Below are 15,651 nucleotides of genomic sequence, written 5' to 3'. Positions count from 1 at the left end.
CCCGTTCCCATACCGAACACGGAAGTTAAGCTCTTCAGCGCCGATGGTAGTCGGGGGTTTCCCCCTGTGAGAGTAGGACGCCGCCAAGCAAGCTTAAACCCAGCTCATTGAGCTGGGTTTTTTGTTTGTTAAAAATGAAGAAGAAACTGTGAAGCGTATTTAGGGAGTTTCTTTTCTGTTACTAATAAAAACTGCTGAATTAACACGTAGTCATCACTTATATGCTGTGTTAATAACTCATACCACCATTCTGTTTCATACCTTGCAATCATCCCAACGTTGTACAAAATCAAATAATGAATTGTCATTTCGGGAAGCCTCAGAAATTGCTCCCTTTGAGAAGGGATATAATATTGGTTCTTTTCCATGTCAAACAATAAGCTGGTCGATGTCCATGGCTCCTTGTCTTGTGGCGAAACTTCGAACAGCAGCCCGTGTTCATTTTTTTTTGTAAAAGACCATTGATAATGATGGGACATGTATTCAGCAAACCTTGAATCAGACATTTTGTAATTGATTACTACTTCCTCCGGTACAAAAATTTCGTTCTTATCCTTCTCAACTTTTGTCATAAATCGTTCTTTCTGCTGAAAGTAGAAAATGTCGCTAAGTTCTGGAATGGCCATTAATAATTTTTTCATGGTATACCGTTCATCTACTATATCCGATTGTCCGAATAAATGTTTCATAAAATGTACGCATAGGCCATTCCGTTGTATTTTCACTTCATCATCGCTAAAACAATAGTTTTGTTTCTTTCGTTTTCTTGTTGTTACACCATGTGCCAGTACTGATGTATGGCTTGGATAATGAGGATCACGTGTAATTAAGCATGCTTTGATAAGCTGTGCCATTCCATAAAATAAAAGAATCGGTTTGATTTCTAAGGGAGAATATGCGGCTTGTTTATAAAACGATTCGGCATGCTTTAAGAAATAAATAAACCGTTCACTGTTTTTAAAAGAGTTTTTTTTCGCATCGTCAATACCGTTTAAGATATAAACCTTTTCTAGAAATTTCTGGGTTGATTCAACGGAGTAAAATAGCGCTAAGTCTTTCCACTCATGATATGTCATGTATATTTCTTAATCCTTTCCGTTATCTAAATATTTCAACTCTTTCCCGCTTCCTTGACATGCTCTTGGCTAGTTGATAATCTACATATAATATTTTGCCGAAAAGAGGGGGATTTACTAATGTGGGAAAGTAAATTTTCAAAAGAAGGCTTAACGTTCGACGATGTGCTGCTTGTGCCAGCAAAGTCTGAGGTACTTCCGCGTGATGTGGATTTATCTGTAGAACTTACAAAAACGTTAAAGCTAAATATTCCTGTCATCAGCGCAGGTATGGACACAGTAACAGAATCAGCAATGGCAATTGCAATGGCAAGACAGGGCGGCTTGGGCATCATTCACAAAAATATGTCCATTGAACAGCAGGCTGAACAAGTTGATAAAGTAAAGCGTTCTGAGCGCGGCGTTATCACAAATCCCTTCTTTTTAACTCCTGATCACCAAGTATTTGATGCGGAGCATTTGATGGGGAAATACAGAATTTCCGGTGTTCCGATTGTAAATAACGAAGAAGACCAGAAGCTTGTTGGAATTATTACAAACCGTGACCTTCGTTTTATTTCTGACTACTCAATGAAAATCAGCGACGTCATGACGAAAGAAGAGCTAGTTACTGCATCTGTAGGAACTACTCTGGATGAAGCTGAAAAGATTTTGCAGAAACATAAAATTGAAAAGCTTCCTCTCGTAGACGACCAGAATAAATTAAAAGGTCTTATCACAATTAAAGACATTGAAAAAGTCATTGAGTTCCCGAACTCATCTAAAGACATTCACGGCCGCCTGATCGTTGGCGCGGCAGTTGGTGTAACTGGCGATACAATGACTCGCGTCAAAAAGCTTGTTGAAGCCAATGTTGATGTGATTGTTATTGATACAGCTCACGGACACTCTCAAGGCGTTTTAAACACAGTCACAAAAATCCGTGAAACGTACCCCGAATTAAACATTATTGCTGGAAACGTGGCAACAGCTGAAGCGACAAGAGCGCTTATCGAAGCTGGAGCAGACGTTGTCAAAGTTGGAATAGGGCCTGGTTCAATTTGTACTACACGTGTTGTAGCCGGCGTCGGTGTTCCGCAAATTACAGCAATCTATGATTGTGCGACTGAAGCAAGAAAACACGGCAAAACAATCATCGCCGACGGTGGGATTAAATTCTCTGGCGATATCACTAAAGCATTGGCAGCCGGCGGACATGCTGTTATGCTCGGAAGCTTGCTTGCAGGCACATCAGAAAGCCCTGGTGAAACTGAAATCTACCAAGGCAGAAGATTTAAGGTATACCGCGGCATGGGATCAGTTGCTGCAATGGAAAAAGGAAGTAAAGACCGTTACTTCCAAGAAGAAAACAAAAAATTTGTTCCTGAAGGAATTGAAGGACGCACACCTTACAAAGGACCAGTTGAAGAAACCGTTTATCAGCTAGTCGGAGGCCTTCGTTCTGGTATGGGGTATTGCGGGTCCAAAGATCTGCGTGCGTTAAGAGAAGAAGCTCAGTTCATTCGCATGACAGGCGCAGGACTTCGCGAAAGCCATCCGCATGACGTACAGATTACAAAAGAATCACCTAACTATACAATTTCATAATAAATTGTTACAAATTAAAAACATTTGACAGGGTCTCTGACTCTGTCTATTTTTTTTATACTGATTATGATAAAATTTATACTGTTGTGCATTGAAAATGTCCTTAACGGCTTAATTATAGATGAAGAAAATGAAATACGGAGGTCGTACGATTGAACATCAAGAAATATAAACAGCTACTGATGTCATTGGTTGTGTTAACTCTAGCTGTCACGTGTCTGGCTCCAATGTCAAAAGCAAAAGCAGCCAGCGATCCAATTGATATCAATGCATCTGCTGCTATTATGATCGAAGCTTCTTCAGGTAAAATTCTTTACAGTAAAAATGCAGATAAGAGACTGCCAATTGCGAGTATGACAAAAATGATGACAGAGTATCTGTTATTGGAAGCAATTGATCAAGGTAAAGTGAAATGGGACCAAACCTATACGCCTGATGACTATGTGTATGAAATTTCCCAAGATAACAGCTTATCAAACGTTCCTCTTCGAAAAGACGGGAAATACACAGTAAAAGAATTATATCAAGCTACAGCAATTTATTCTGCAAATGCTGCTGCTATTGCGATTGCAGAAATCGTTGCCGGTTCTGAAACTAAGTTTGTTGAAAAAATGAATGCAAAAGCAAAAGAACTAGGCTTAACAGATTACAAATTTGTTAACGCAACAGGTCTTGAAAACAAAGATCTTCACGGGCATCAGCCTGAGGGGACAAGCGTAAATGAAGAAAGTGAAGTTTCTGCAAAGGATATGGCAATTCTTGCGGATCACTTGATTACTGACTACCCTGAGATACTGGAGACTTCCAGTATCGCCAAAACGAAATTCCGAGAAGGCACCGATGATGAAATGGACATGCCGAACTGGAATTTTATGCTGAAGGGGCTTGTCAGCGAGTATAAAAAAGCGACTGTAGACGGACTGAAAACAGGTTCTACTGACTCTGCGGGTTCATGCTTTACAGGAACAGCTGAACGCAACGGTATGCGTGTCATCACTGTTGTTTTAAACGCAAAGGGCAACCTTCATACAGGTCGTTTCGATGAAACGAAGAAAATGTTTGATTATGCTTTCGACAATTTCTCCATGAAAGAAATTTATGCTGAAGGCGATCAAGTAAAAGGCCATAAAACAATTTCAGTTGATAAGGGTAAAGAGAAAGAAGTAGGCATTGTGACAAACAAGGCGTTCTCTCTTCCTGTCAAAAATGGTGAAGAAAAGAATTACAAAGCGAAGGTCACACTGAATAAAGACAACTTAACTGCTCCTGTGAAAAAAGGAACCAAGGTTGGGAAGCTGACTGCGGAATACACAGGTGATGAAAAGGATTACGGATTCCTTAACAGCGATCTGGCTGGCGTAGACCTTGTTACAAAAGAAAATGTAGAAAAAGCAAACTGGTTTGTTTTGACAATGCGCAGTATCGGCGGATTTTTTGCCGGAATTTGGGGAAGCATTGTTGATACGGTAACCGGCTGGTTTTAATTAATTGAAAGAGCTCTGATGGATGTTAGGGCTCTTTCGCGTAATATACTGAAAAAACCCAATTTTTAATAAAAAATGATTTTCAAAGCGCTAAAAACCGAATAAAATAGTATATATCCATATGAATTATTGGATTTCTAGGATACAATAAGGATTAGAAATCATATAACTATACCTTGATTAGGGGGACCAAGAAATGGCTCAAACAGGTACTGAACGTGTAAAACGCGGAATGGCAGAAATGCAAAAAGGCGGCGTCATCATGGACGTCATCAATGCGGAACAAGCGAAAATCGCTGAAGAAGCTGGAGCTGTCGCTGTAATGGCGCTAGAACGTGTGCCAGCAGATATTCGCGCGGCTGGAGGAGTTGCCCGTATGGCTGACCCTACAATCGTGGAAGAAGTAATGAATGCAGTATCTATCCCGGTAATGGCAAAAGCGCGTATCGGACATATTGTTGAAGCGCGTGTGCTTGAAGCTATGGGTGTTGACTATATTGATGAAAGTGAAGTTCTGACGCCGGCTGACGAAGAATTTCATTTAAATAAAAATGAATACACAGTTCCTTTTGTCTGTGGCTGCCGTGATCTTGGTGAAGCAACACGCCGTATTGCGGAAGGTGCTTCTATGCTTCGCACAAAAGGTGAGCCTGGAACAGGTAATATTGTTGAGGCTGTTCGCCATATGCGCAAAGTTAACGCTCAAGTGCGCAAAGTAGTTGCGATGAGTGAGGATGAACTAATGACAGAAGCGAAAAATCTAGGTGCTCCTTACGAGCTTCTTCTTCAAATTAAAAAAGACGGCAAGCTTCCTGTCGTTAACTTTGCCGCTGGCGGCGTAGCAACTCCAGCTGATGCTGCTCTCATGATGCAGCTTGGTGCTGACGGAGTATTTGTTGGTTCTGGTATTTTCAAATCAGACAACCCTGCTAAATTTGCGAAAGCAATTGTGGAAGCAACAACTCACTTCACTGATTACAAATTGATCGCTGAGCTGTCAAAAGAGCTGGGTACTGCAATGAAAGGGATTGAAATCTCAAACTTACTTCCAGAACAGCGTATGCAAGAACGCGGCTGGTAAGAACATAGGAGCGCTGCTGACATGTTAACAATAGGTGTACTAGGACTTCAAGGAGCAGTTAGAGAGCACATCCATGCGATTGAAGCATGCGGCGCGGCTGGTCTTGTCGTAAAACGTCCGGAGCAGCTGAACGAAGTTGACGGGTTGATTTTGCCGGGCGGTGAGAGCACGACGATGCGCCGTTTGATCGATACGTATCAATTCATGGAGCCGCTTCGTGAATTCGCTGCTCAGGGCAAACCGATGTTTGGAACATGTGCCGGATTAATTATATTAGCAAAAGAAATTGCCGGTTCAGATAATCCTCATTTAGGTCTTCTGAATGTGGTTGTAGAACGTAATTCATTTGGCCGGCAGGTTGACAGCTTTGAAGCTGATTTAACAATTAAAGGCTTGGACGAGCCTTTTACAGGGGTATTCATCCGTGCTCCGCATATTTTAGAAGCTGGTGAAAATGTTGAAGTTTTATCGGAGCATAATGGTCGTATTGTAGCCGCGAAACAGGGGCAATTCCTTGGCTGCTCATTCCATCCGGAGCTGACAGAAGATCACCGAGTGACACAGCTGTTTGTTGAAATGGTTGAGGAATACAAGCAAAAGGCACTTGTATAAAACAGTTGAAAGCTGTGGAAACTTATAGTACATTATAAGCACAAATAAAGATCGAAAAGCGTTGATAGGAACTAGTAGGGAGCCTCTCTTTCTAAGAGAGCCGATGGTTGGTGCGAATCGGTGAAAGATGCTGTCTGAATCCATCCTTGAGCGAAATGCTGAAGCAAGTAGGCATTTACGGGATAACCGTTATGTTTGAAAGTGGAAAACGAGTCTTTGATTTGTTTTCAATCAGGGTGGCAACGCGAGAGCTCTCGTCCCTTTATGGGGATGAGGGCTCTTTTTATTTTCGACAAATCAATAAAAAAAGGAGTGTTTCGCATGCTTGATACGAAAATGCTGAGAGCAAATTTTCAAGAAATTAAAGCAAAGCTTGTACACAAAGGCGAAGACTTAACTGATTTTGATAAGTTTGAGGCGCTGGATGATAGACGAAGAGAGCTTATCGGCAAGGTTGAAGAGTTAAAAGGAAAACGAAATGAAGTTTCTCAGCAGGTTGCTGTGCTGAAGCGTGAGAAAAAAGACGCGGATCACATTATTAAAGAAATGCGTGAAGTCGGCGAGGAAATTAAAAAGCTTGATGAAGAATTACGGACAGTGGAAGCTGAGCTTGATACAATCCTTCTCTCAATCCCAAACATTCCGCATGAGTCTGTACCTGTCGGTGAAACAGAAGACGACAACGTAGAAGTGCGTAAATGGGGAGAAAAGCCTTCATTTTCTTATGAGCCGAAGCCGCACTGGGATATTGCGGATGAGCTGGGTATTCTGGATTTTGAACGTGCTGCCAAAGTAACAGGAAGCCGTTTCGTGTTCTATAAAGGCTTAGGTGCTCGTCTGGAGCGTGCGCTTTATAACTTTATGCTTGATCTGCATGTGGATGAGTATAACTACACTGAAGTGATCCCGCCATATATGGTAAACCGCGCAAGCATGACGGGAACTGGGCAGCTTCCTAAATTTGAAGAGGATGCATTTAAAATCAGGGAAGAAGATTATTTCTTAATTCCAACGGCGGAAGTGCCGATTACAAACATGCATCGCGATGAAATCCTTTCAGGTGACAGCCTGCCGATCAACTATGCGGCATTCAGTGCTTGCTTCCGTTCTGAAGCTGGTTCAGCAGGACGTGACACACGCGGATTAATTCGTCAGCACCAATTTAATAAAGTTGAGCTTGTAAAGTTTGTGAAGCCTGAAGATTCTTATGAAGAATTGGAGAAGCTTACAAACCAAGCAGAACGGGTTCTTCAGCTGCTTGAGCTTCCATACCGTGTCATGAGCATGTGTACGGGTGACTTAGGCTTTACGGCTGCGAAAAAATACGATATCGAAGTTTGGATTCCAAGCCAAGACACATATCGAGAAATCTCTTCTTGCAGCAACTTCGAAGCGTTCCAGGCGAGACGTGCGAATATTCGTTTCAGACGTGAAGCGAAAGGCAAGCCTGAGCATGTACACACACTGAACGGTTCAGGACTGGCGGTTGGAAGAACAGTTGCCGCTATATTAGAAAATTATCAGCAGGAAGACGGAAGCGTTGTGATTCCGAAAGTGCTCCGTCCTTATATGGGGAATAGAGAAGTAATGAAACCGTAAATTATGGAAAGGCGTGCCTGACAAGGTGCGCCTTTTTGCTTATGTAAACACGGCATTTTCATAAAAACAAAAAAAGTTTTTAAAAATGCTTGACCGCACGAGAACATACGTGATATAGTAAGTCTTGTCGATACGGAGGAATACCCAAGTCCGGCTGAAGGGATCGGTCTTGAAAACCGACAGGGGTGTCAAAGCCCGCGGGGGTTCGAATCCCTCTTCCTCCGCCATATTGATTTTAATTCTAATGAAACACAAGCATATATTGGAGATTGTTTTGTCCGTTGCATTCGGTGCGGCGGATTTTTTATTTTAAAGAAAAAGTGAATCTCGACTGAGATTCACTTTTTTTGATTATCATGAATAACTGAAGCAATTTGATCTACAATATTTTCAATCGAGTTTTCGTCGTTCAGAAGATCATAATCTTCAATGCGAAGTTTTAAAACAGGGCAGGCATTAAAACCGCTTATCCAGTTCTCGTAGCGTGTATGCATTTCTTCCCAATAAGACCTGCTTGTCTGAAGCTCCATCTCACGGCCGCGTTGTTCAATCCGGTTTAAAATGTTCTCCAGATCTCCTTCTAAATAGATCAACACATCTGGGTGTGGGAAATACGGTGTCATTACCATTGCTTCGAAAAGGCTTGTGTAAGTCTTATAATCAACCTTTGACATTGTCCCTTTATCAGCGTGCATTTTTGCGAAAATTCCTGTATCTTCATAAATCGAACGATCTTGTACAAAACCTCCGCCGGCTTCAAAAATTGTTTTCTGTTCTTTGAAGCGTTCAGCTAAGAAATAAATTTGAAGGTGAAAGCTCCAACGTTCAAAATCATGATAGAATTTTTCCAAGTATGGATTATGATCGACTTCCTCCAACGATGTTTTAAATCCAAGCCGTTTAGCTAAAGTTTTCGTTAAAGTCGATTTTCCGACACCTACTGTTCCTGCTACTGTAATAATTGAATTCTTAGGGATATGATGTTCCTTCATACGATAAGCTCCTTTACATGGGCGGCAATGCGTTCAAAGTCGCTCTTATTCAAAACGAAATCCTTTGAATCACCATCTACGGTTAACACTGTAAGTTCAGGGTCTGCTTCCTGCAGCTGCTTGATGGCGACTTCATAATCTGAAATCAGCTGCTCCAAATAGTTAGTTTCAATTTTTTTCTCAAAGGGGCGCCCGCGTTTTTCAATGCGGTGTAGCAATGTAGGCAGACTGGCCTTTATGTAAATGATGAAATTCGGCTTTGGCAGATCATCCGTTAGCAGGTGATATATCTTTTTGTATTTTTCCAGCTGATGTGGAGACAAGGTGCGTTCTGCAAAAATCACATTTTTATAAATATGATAATCAGCTATTACAGGCTGTCCCTTTTTTAAAAAGTGATCACTGGTGTCTTCAAGCTGTTTGTATCTGTGACAAAGAAAAAACATCTCGAGCTGGAAGCTCCATTCCTCTATATTGTCATAAAACTTATCAAGGTACGGGTTATCCTCTACAATCTCATTGATCATAGGGAATCCGAATTCTTGTGAGAGCATCGTTGCGAGAGTTGTTTTTCCTGCCCCGATAGGACCTTCTATTGCAATAAAAGGGGCTGTATTCATCGGAATCCTCCTTATATCTGAAAAACGTGCGTCAGTTACCGACCTTCATATTGTATCATAACCCTTGGGTGCCCCCATGAAAAAAAGACGTTTCCAAATTATCGAAACGTCTTTTTGACAACATTAAATTGATCAGACAGCAGCAGCCAGTTTTGTGGAAAGGAAAGACCCAGCTTCCAATAGCTGATGCCTCTTAAATTCAGCTCTTTAATCAGATTGAATTTTGCTTGAATCGAGCGGGCATCCTCGAACCATACCTCGTGCCTTCTGTTTTCTGCATCAGTATAGCGGAAGAAAGGAGCTTGAGCGGTTTGGTCATACTGAATGGAAGCATTGTTCTGATCAGCTATGACAATGGCTTGCTGAGGGCTTACTGCTCTTGCCGGAGTTCCCCCTGCTGTATATGGCAGCGTCCAGTCATACCCATATAAATTCTGGCCCATGACGATTTTATTCGCAGGCATTTCAGTCAAAGCATATTCTATGACATCACGGACAGGGCCAATTGGAGAAACCGCTTGAGCCGGCCCGCCGCTATAGCCCCATTCATATGTCATGAGAACAACAAAGTCGACAATTTCGCCATGTGCCCTGTAATCATGAGCTTCATACCATCTGCCCTGCTGTGTTGCACTTGTTTTAGGAGCAAGAGCCGTAGAGATTTCTAAGCCCTCTCGATGGAAAAGATCCCTTGCTTCGCGGAGGAATTGATTATAGGCCTCTCTATCCTGGGGCCGCAAATATTCAAAGTCGAAATGAATGTCACGGAAGCCATATCTCTTGGCATTCTCGACTATTTCATTTAGAAGCCGTCTTTTTACAGTTTCGTCGTTCAAAAGGATCCGGCCAAGTTCATCGCTAAATGCCTGGTTTTCTAGGTTCGTTATAATCATCATCAATGTTGTATTTTGATTTTCTGTAATGCTCCTTAAATTCGTTAAAGGCGGTGCGACTAAGGTTCCGTTGCGCTGTGCCTGGAAGCTGAATGCGCCAAGGTACGTTAAGTAGGGTGACGCTTCTCTGGCCGCCTGCTGGAGATTTTCGCTGACTTGATTTCCTCGGGGCTCCAAATAAGCATTTGATTCGATGTCTCGTTTAGGGGCTGGTGGGATGTATAAACGGAAACCAATCTGAAGCACAGTATTTAACTGGATGCGGTTAACCCTTGCGAGCTCGGCTGCCGTTGTATTGAACTGCCGGGCGATAGATGTCAGGGTATCACCTCGCTTCACATCATAGAACTGGCCAGCTATTGGAATGACAATGGTTTGTCCGACAACAAGGCTGTCGGGATTCGGTATTTCATTCGTTTCAATGATCTCATTTGCGGTTGTTCTGTATTGTGAAGCGATAGCAGAAAGAGTGTCGCCTTGTTTTACCACATAAATTTGAATGAAAAACGCCTCCTTTCATATCGCTATCAATGTATGAAAGAAAAGCGCTGATCATGTTTATTTTTCTGTAATTTGTTCTTCCGTCGTAATCTCTGCGAAAAGAACATTTTCCATCATAGTTAAGGCGAATTCGTTATCTTCGTCACTGTTTGACGCGATACAGTCCTTAGGAATCGTGATGCTGTATTCCCTCATATAAGCGTCATTAGCGGTAAACAGCACACATATATTGCCGGCTATACCTGTTAAGATAATATGTCTCACCTGCAACTCAGTAAGAAGGGTGTGAAGTGCAGTTTCGTAGAAAGCGGAATGTTTTGGTTTGATTAAAAAATAATCAGCATCTTCCGGAGCTATCTTTGTGATGATATCCTTGCTTCTTTCATTTGTGCATTCTTGCTGAATGTTTTTAATGTCAGCTTGCCAAAGTCCATAATGATCATTGATGTAAATAATCGGCCATTCATTTTGTCTCGCGTGCTCCTTTAATGATAAAATATGAGGAACGATTTTTTCTGTTTTTTTAGCGAGGGTTTCTCCCATATCGAATTCAAAATTATTGATCATGTCTACAATGAGAAGGGCTGTATCTGCTTTGGACAATCGACAGTCTCCTTTCCGTTTCAGTTATAGTTAATATGTAGCCTTTTTAGGCAATGAAAAAACTTTGAAAAGAGAGCTTATCCTTATGACACAAGATGAACTTTATATGAAAGAAGCAATTAAAGAAGCGAAAAAGGCTGAAGAGGAAGGTGAAGTGCCGATAGGTGCGGTGCTTGTCGTTAATGATGAAATTATAGCGCGTGCACATAATTTAAGAGAGACTGAACAGCGATCTATCGCCCATGCAGAAATGCTTGTAATTGATGAAGCGTGTAAGGCACTCGGAACATGGCGGCTGGAAGGTGCGACTCTTTATGTGACGCTTGAGCCTTGTCCAATGTGTGCTGGTGCAGTCGTACTTTCTCGAGTGGAAAAAGTGGTTTTTGGCGCATTTGATCCGAAAGGCGGCTGTTCAGGCACGCTAATGAACCTTCTTCAGGAGGAACGCTTTAATCATCAGGCTGAAGTGGTGAGCGGTGTGCTTGAGGAAGAATGCGGCGGAATGCTCAGTGCGTTTTTCAGAGAACTAAGAAAAAAGAAGAAAGCCGCCAGGAAAAACTTGTCTGAATAGTACGGTTGCAATTTTTAGGGGAAACAGATATACTTAAGTGTGCATCGTAATAGATGCAACATAAAATTTGATATTTATTTTGCCGTGCTAAGCGGGGAGGTAGCGGTGCCCTGTACCTGCAATCCGCTCTAGCAGGGCCGAATCCCTTCTCGAGGTTCGTTTACTTTAAGGCCTGCCTTAAGTAAGTGGTGTTGACGTTTGGGTCCTGCGCAATGGGAATTCATGAACCATGTCAGGTCCGGAAGGAAGCAGCATTAAGTGAAACCTCTCATGTGCCGCAGGGTTGCCTGGGCCGAGCTAACTGCTTAAGTAACGCTTAGGGTAGCGAATCGACAGAAGGTGCACGGTAAATCAATCATCAAATTTTCAGACTCACCTAACATTAGGTGAGTTTTTTGTTATGTAAAAAGAGCTTTTGGAATCGAAACAAGGTTCATGTATAATGGGAATGATGAATAACGGAGGAGGGCAAACCCGTGAGTTACCAAGCTTTATATCGAGTATTCAGGCCTCAGCGCTTTGAAGATGTGGTCGGACAAGAACACATTACAAAAACGCTGCAAAATGCCCTTTTGCAAAAAAAGTTTTCTCACGCCTATCTGTTTTCCGGGCCTAGAGGAACCGGAAAAACCAGTGCAGCCAAAATATTTGCTAAGGCTGTCAACTGTGAACATGCTCCTGTTGATGAGCCATGCAACGAATGTGCGGCCTGTAAAGGGATAACAAACGGGTCAATATCCGATGTCATAGAAATTGACGCCGCTTCTAATAACGGTGTTGATGAGATTCGTGACATTCGCGATAAAGTGAAGTTTGCCCCATCGGCCGTCACATATAAGGTATATATCATAGATGAGGTGCATATGCTTTCTATCGGCGCTTTTAATGCATTACTAAAAACATTAGAAGAGCCGCCTGAGCATTGTATTTTCATATTAGCAACAACTGAACCGCACAAAATTCCTTTAACCATTATCTCTAGATGTCAGCGTTTTGACTTTAAACGAATTACCTCCCAAGCGATTGTAGGCCGCATGAATAAAATTGTTGATGCTGAACAGCTGCAAGTGGAGGAAGGATCGCTGGAAATCATTGCGAGTGCTGCAGACGGAGGGATGAGGGATGCCCTGAGCCTTCTTGATCAGGCCATATCATTCAGCGGCGATATCCTGAAAGTCGAAGATGCGCTTTTAATTACGGGTGCTGTTTCTCAATTATATATCGGGAAGCTTGCACAATCCCTGCATGATAAAAACGTTTCTGACGCACTGGAAACATTAAATGAATTGCTTCAGCAAGGAAAAGATCCAGCTAAGCTGATAGAAGATATGATTTTCTATTTCAGGGACATGCTGCTGTACAAGACAGCCCCTGGCTTAGAGGGAGTGCTTGAGAAAGTAAAAGTCGATGAAACGTTCCGGGAACTAAGTGAACAAATTCCGGCTCAGGCCCTATATGAAATGATTGATATTCTGAACAAGAGCCATCAGGAAATGAAATGGACAAATCATCCGCGTATCTTTTTCGAAGTGGCCGTTGTGAAGATTTGCCAAACCTCACATCAATCTGCTGCTGACCTCCCGGAAGTGGATATGCTGATGAAAAAAATCCAGCAGCTCGAACAGGAAGTAGAGCGGCTCAAAACAACGGGCATAAAAGCAGCTGCGGAAAGCCCGAAAAAAGAAGCGCCGCGTGTGCCAAAGGGCGGGAAATCCAATTATAAAGCGCCAGTAGGCAGAATTCATGAGATTTTGAAGGAAGCCACAAGACCGGATCTTGATCTGCTCAGAAACAGTTGGGGCAAGCTTCTTGCTCATCTCAAACAGCAAAACAAAGTATCACATGCCGCTTTGCTGAATGACAGTGAACCTGTGGCTGCCGGATCGGCGGCATTTGTTCTGAAATTCAAATATGAAATTCATTGTAAAATGGTCGCTGAGGATAACAACGGAGTCCGGACTAATCTTGAGCAGATTTTAGAATCGATGCTCGGAAAAAGAATGGATTTGATTGGCGTTCCAGAAGCACAATGGGGTAAAATAAGAGAAGAATTTTTAGAAGATCATCAGCAGGAAAATGAAGGATCAAATGAACCGGCTGAAGAAGACCCGCTTATTGCCGAAGCGAAAAAGCTTGTTGGAGCGGATTTAATTGAAATAAAAGACTAACAAAATGAAAGAGAGTGAATGCTATGCGTGGCGGAATGGGTAATATGCAAAAAATGATGAAACAAATGCAAAAAATGCAAAAGGACATGGCGAAGGCTCAAGAAGAGCTTGCAGAAAAGGTTGTTGAAGGAACTGCAGGCGGCGGTATGGTAACAGTTAAAGCAAACGGCCAAAAAGAAATCCTGGATGTTATCATCAAAGAAGAAGTCGTTGATCCTGAAGATATTGATATGCTTCAAGATTTAGTGCTTGCTGCAACGAATGAAGCTTTGAAAAAAGTTGACGAAATCACAAACGAAACAATGGGTCAATTTACAAAGGGAATGAACATGCCAGGTTTATTCTAGGGGGATAAAAGAACATGCAATATCCTGAACCAATATCAAAGCTGATTGACAGCTTTATGAAATTGCCAGGGATCGGACCGAAAACAGCGGTTCGTCTGGCTTTTTTTGTTCTAGGTATGAAAGAAGATGTAGTATTAGATTTTGCGAAAGCATTAGTAAATGCGAAACGCAACCTGACATATTGTTCAGTTTGCGGGCATATTACAGATCAGGACCCTTGCTATATATGTGAAGATACGCGCAGGGATAAGTCTGTTATCTGTGTTGTGCAAGACCCTAAAGACGTTATCGCTATGGAGAAAATGAAGGAATACAACGGACAGTATCACGTTCTTCACGGCGCTATTTCTCCAATGGACGGCATCGGACCGGAGGATATTAAAATACCAGAATTGTTAAAACGATTACAGGATGATCAAGTGACAGAAGTGATCCTCGCGACAAACCCTAATATAGAAGGGGAAGCAACAGCGATGTATATATCAAGGCTCCTCAAGCCGTCTGGTATTAAGCTCTCCCGTATTGCCCACGGACTGCCCGTCGGCGGTGATTTGGAATATGCTGATGAGGTCACTCTTTCTAAAGCACTTGAAGGAAGACGTGAATTGTAAGGAGGAAAAAGCGATCCATGGGTTTTCTTCGCAAGAAAACATTAAGAAGAGAGTTTGATGAAAAACTAACCGAGCAGCTTTTTAAGCAAAAGGAAGAGTGGAACAGGCAAAAAAAGCTGGTTGAAAAAAGCTTAGAACCGTCTGCTGAAGTGTTATACGAACTGAAAGTAGCTGAAGCGAAGTATTTTTTTTACTTAAGGGAAGCGAAGCAGCGAAATTTAAAAATCAGCCGGTGGAAGTAAGTGGTCTAAACTCCTGGATCTTCTCATAAGCTTGTACTAGAACAAGCGAAGGAGATGAGAAGATTCATGGAGCCTATTTTTATTATTGGGATTATTTTAGGACTGGTTATTCTTCTTTTTTTATCAGGTTCAGCTGCAAAGCCTTTAAAGTGGATGGGCATCACAGCTGTTAAATTTGTGGCAGGTGCTTTGCTGCTGGTTTGTGTTAATATGTTTGGCGGCAGTCTTGGCATTCATGTGCCGATTAATCTGGTTACAACAGCTATCAGCGGAATTTTAGGGGTACCCGGAATAGCTGCGTTAGTCGTTATTAAGCAATTTATCATTTAATTGATATTATGTATTGACTTAGACAATTGAAGGTGTTATTCTAATATACGTCGCTGATGACGAACAGCTTTTTCGAAAAGAAAATGTTAAAAAGTTGTTGACAGTAGCGGCGGTAAATGTTATGATGATAAAGTCGCTTAAACGAGCGGTAAACAAAGTTCTTTGAAAACTAAACAAGACAAAACGTACCTGTTAATTCATTTTTATAAATCGCACAGCGATGTGCGTAGTCAGTCAAACTACTTTATCGGAGAGTTTGATCCTGGCTCAGGACGAACGCTGGCGGCGTGCCTAATACATGCAAGTCGAGCGGACAGATGGGAGCTTGCTCCCT

The 15,651-nt window shown here is 42.1% G+C and carries 16 protein-coding genes, 1 tRNA gene, 2 rRNA genes, 1 other RNA gene and 1 other annotated feature; of the genes, 15 read left to right on the top strand and 5 right to left on the bottom strand.

The window, feature by feature from the left end:
• Positions 1-89 (top strand): 5S ribosomal RNA (gene rrf, locus WA279_RS20595); the annotation flags it as partial.
• 39 nt (positions 90-128) lie between these two features.
• Here rrf and WA279_RS20590 read toward each other — a convergent pair.
• Complete coding sequence (locus WA279_RS20590; RefSeq protein ID WP_251188552.1) at positions 129-1,076, bottom strand: YaaC family protein; 948 nt, start codon at positions 1,074-1,076, stop codon at positions 129-131.
• A gap of 120 nt (positions 1,077-1,196) precedes the next feature.
• Here WA279_RS20590 and guaB point away from each other — a divergent pair, with 120 nt between their 5' ends.
• The 6 genes from guaB to WA279_RS20560 all read left to right on the top strand — a co-directional run bounded on the left by guaB (position 1,197) and on the right by WA279_RS20560 (position 7,666).
• Positions 1,197-2,663 (top strand): IMP dehydrogenase, encoded by a 1,467-nt coding sequence (guaB, locus tag WA279_RS20585; protein WP_003226803.1) that lies wholly within the window; start codon positions 1,197-1,199, stop codon positions 2,661-2,663.
• A 152-nt stretch (positions 2,664-2,815) separates the two neighbouring features.
• Positions 2,816-4,147, top strand: a complete 1,332-nt coding sequence (gene dacA / locus WA279_RS20580) for a D-alanyl-D-alanine carboxypeptidase (RefSeq protein ID WP_336156486.1) — start codon at positions 2,816-2,818, stop codon at positions 4,145-4,147.
• A 196-nt stretch (positions 4,148-4,343) separates the two neighbouring features.
• Entirely contained in the window at positions 4,344-5,228 is an 885-nt protein-coding gene (pdxS, locus tag WA279_RS20575; RefSeq protein ID WP_003247145.1) for a pyridoxal 5'-phosphate synthase lyase subunit PdxS, read from the top strand.
• Between the two features lie 21 nt (positions 5,229-5,249).
• Entirely contained in the window at positions 5,250-5,840 is a 591-nt protein-coding gene (gene pdxT / locus WA279_RS20570) for a pyridoxal 5'-phosphate synthase glutaminase subunit PdxT (RefSeq protein WP_003226797.1), read from the top strand.
• Between the two features lie 52 nt (positions 5,841-5,892).
• Positions 5,893-6,105: a binding site (T-box leader), on the top strand.
• A gap of 56 nt (positions 6,106-6,161) precedes the next feature.
• Positions 6,162-7,439 (top strand): serine--tRNA ligase, encoded by a 1,278-nt coding sequence (gene serS, locus WA279_RS20565; protein WP_041339595.1) that lies wholly within the window; start codon positions 6,162-6,164, stop codon positions 7,437-7,439.
• Between the two features lie 134 nt (positions 7,440-7,573).
• Positions 7,574-7,666 (top strand) — tRNA-Ser (locus WA279_RS20560).
• Between the two features lie 111 nt (positions 7,667-7,777).
• On the opposite strand, the gene dck is transcribed toward WA279_RS20560, so the two are convergent.
• The 4 genes from dck to WA279_RS20540 all read right to left on the bottom strand — a co-directional run bounded on the left by dck (position 7,778) and on the right by WA279_RS20540 (position 11,048).
• On the bottom strand, positions 7,778-8,431 hold the full coding sequence (gene dck, locus WA279_RS20555) for a deoxyadenosine/deoxycytidine kinase (RefSeq protein WP_003226792.1): 654 nt from the start codon (positions 8,429-8,431) through the stop codon (positions 7,778-7,780).
• The gene (gene dgk, locus WA279_RS20550) at positions 8,428-9,051 is read right to left on the bottom strand and encodes a deoxyguanosine kinase (RefSeq protein ID WP_251188549.1); all 624 of its coding nucleotides are present in this window, start codon (positions 9,049-9,051) and stop codon (positions 8,428-8,430) included. The genes dck and dgk overlap by 4 nt, the downstream gene beginning before the upstream one ends.
• Before the next feature lie 98 nt (positions 9,052-9,149).
• Positions 9,150-10,433, bottom strand: coding sequence for a glycoside hydrolase family 18 protein (locus WA279_RS20545; protein WP_336156484.1), 1,284 nt, complete (start codon positions 10,431-10,433; stop codon positions 9,150-9,152).
• Between the two features lie 69 nt (positions 10,434-10,502).
• Entirely contained in the window at positions 10,503-11,048 is a 546-nt protein-coding gene (locus WA279_RS20540; protein WP_003226786.1) for an isochorismatase family cysteine hydrolase, read from the bottom strand.
• A gap of 85 nt (positions 11,049-11,133) precedes the next feature.
• On the opposite strand from WA279_RS20540, the gene tadA reads away from it, so the two are divergent.
• The 8 genes from tadA to WA279_RS20500 form a co-directional block, all read left to right on the top strand.
• Entirely contained in the window at positions 11,134-11,619 is a 486-nt protein-coding gene (gene tadA, locus WA279_RS20535) for a tRNA adenosine(34) deaminase TadA (RefSeq protein WP_336156483.1), read from the top strand.
• An 82-nt stretch (positions 11,620-11,701) separates the two neighbouring features.
• Positions 11,702-11,966: signal recognition particle sRNA large type (gene ffs, locus WA279_RS20530), an RNA gene on the top strand.
• 129 nt (positions 11,967-12,095) lie between these two features.
• Positions 12,096-13,787, top strand: coding sequence for a DNA polymerase III subunit gamma/tau (gene dnaX / locus WA279_RS20525; protein WP_076458822.1), 1,692 nt, complete (start codon positions 12,096-12,098; stop codon positions 13,785-13,787).
• Between the two features lie 23 nt (positions 13,788-13,810).
• Positions 13,811-14,134: a YbaB/EbfC family nucleoid-associated protein gene (locus WA279_RS20520; protein WP_003225427.1), complete on the top strand. Its 324-nt coding sequence runs from the start codon at positions 13,811-13,813 to the stop codon at positions 14,132-14,134.
• 14 nt (positions 14,135-14,148) lie between these two features.
• A complete protein-coding gene (recR, locus tag WA279_RS20515) occupies positions 14,149-14,745 on the top strand; it encodes a recombination protein RecR (protein WP_003225425.1) in 597 nt (198 codons plus the stop codon).
• A 17-nt stretch (positions 14,746-14,762) separates the two neighbouring features.
• Entirely contained in the window at positions 14,763-14,987 is a 225-nt protein-coding gene (locus WA279_RS20510) for a YaaL family protein (protein WP_003242387.1), read from the top strand.
• Between the two features lie 66 nt (positions 14,988-15,053).
• Entirely contained in the window at positions 15,054-15,317 is a 264-nt protein-coding gene (gene bofA / locus WA279_RS20505) for a sigma-K factor-processing regulator BofA (protein ID WP_015382553.1), read from the top strand.
• A gap of 244 nt (positions 15,318-15,561) precedes the next feature.
• Positions 15,562-15,651, top strand: a 16S ribosomal RNA gene (locus WA279_RS20500); the annotation flags it as partial.

The sequence above is a fragment of the Bacillus sp. 204(2023) genome (assembly GCF_037027505.1).
Classification (GTDB): Bacteria; Bacillota; Bacilli; order Bacillales; family Bacillaceae; genus Bacillus; species Bacillus subtilis.
Note: the sequence above shows the minus strand (reverse complement) of the source record. Positions and strands in the feature narration are given on the sequence as shown.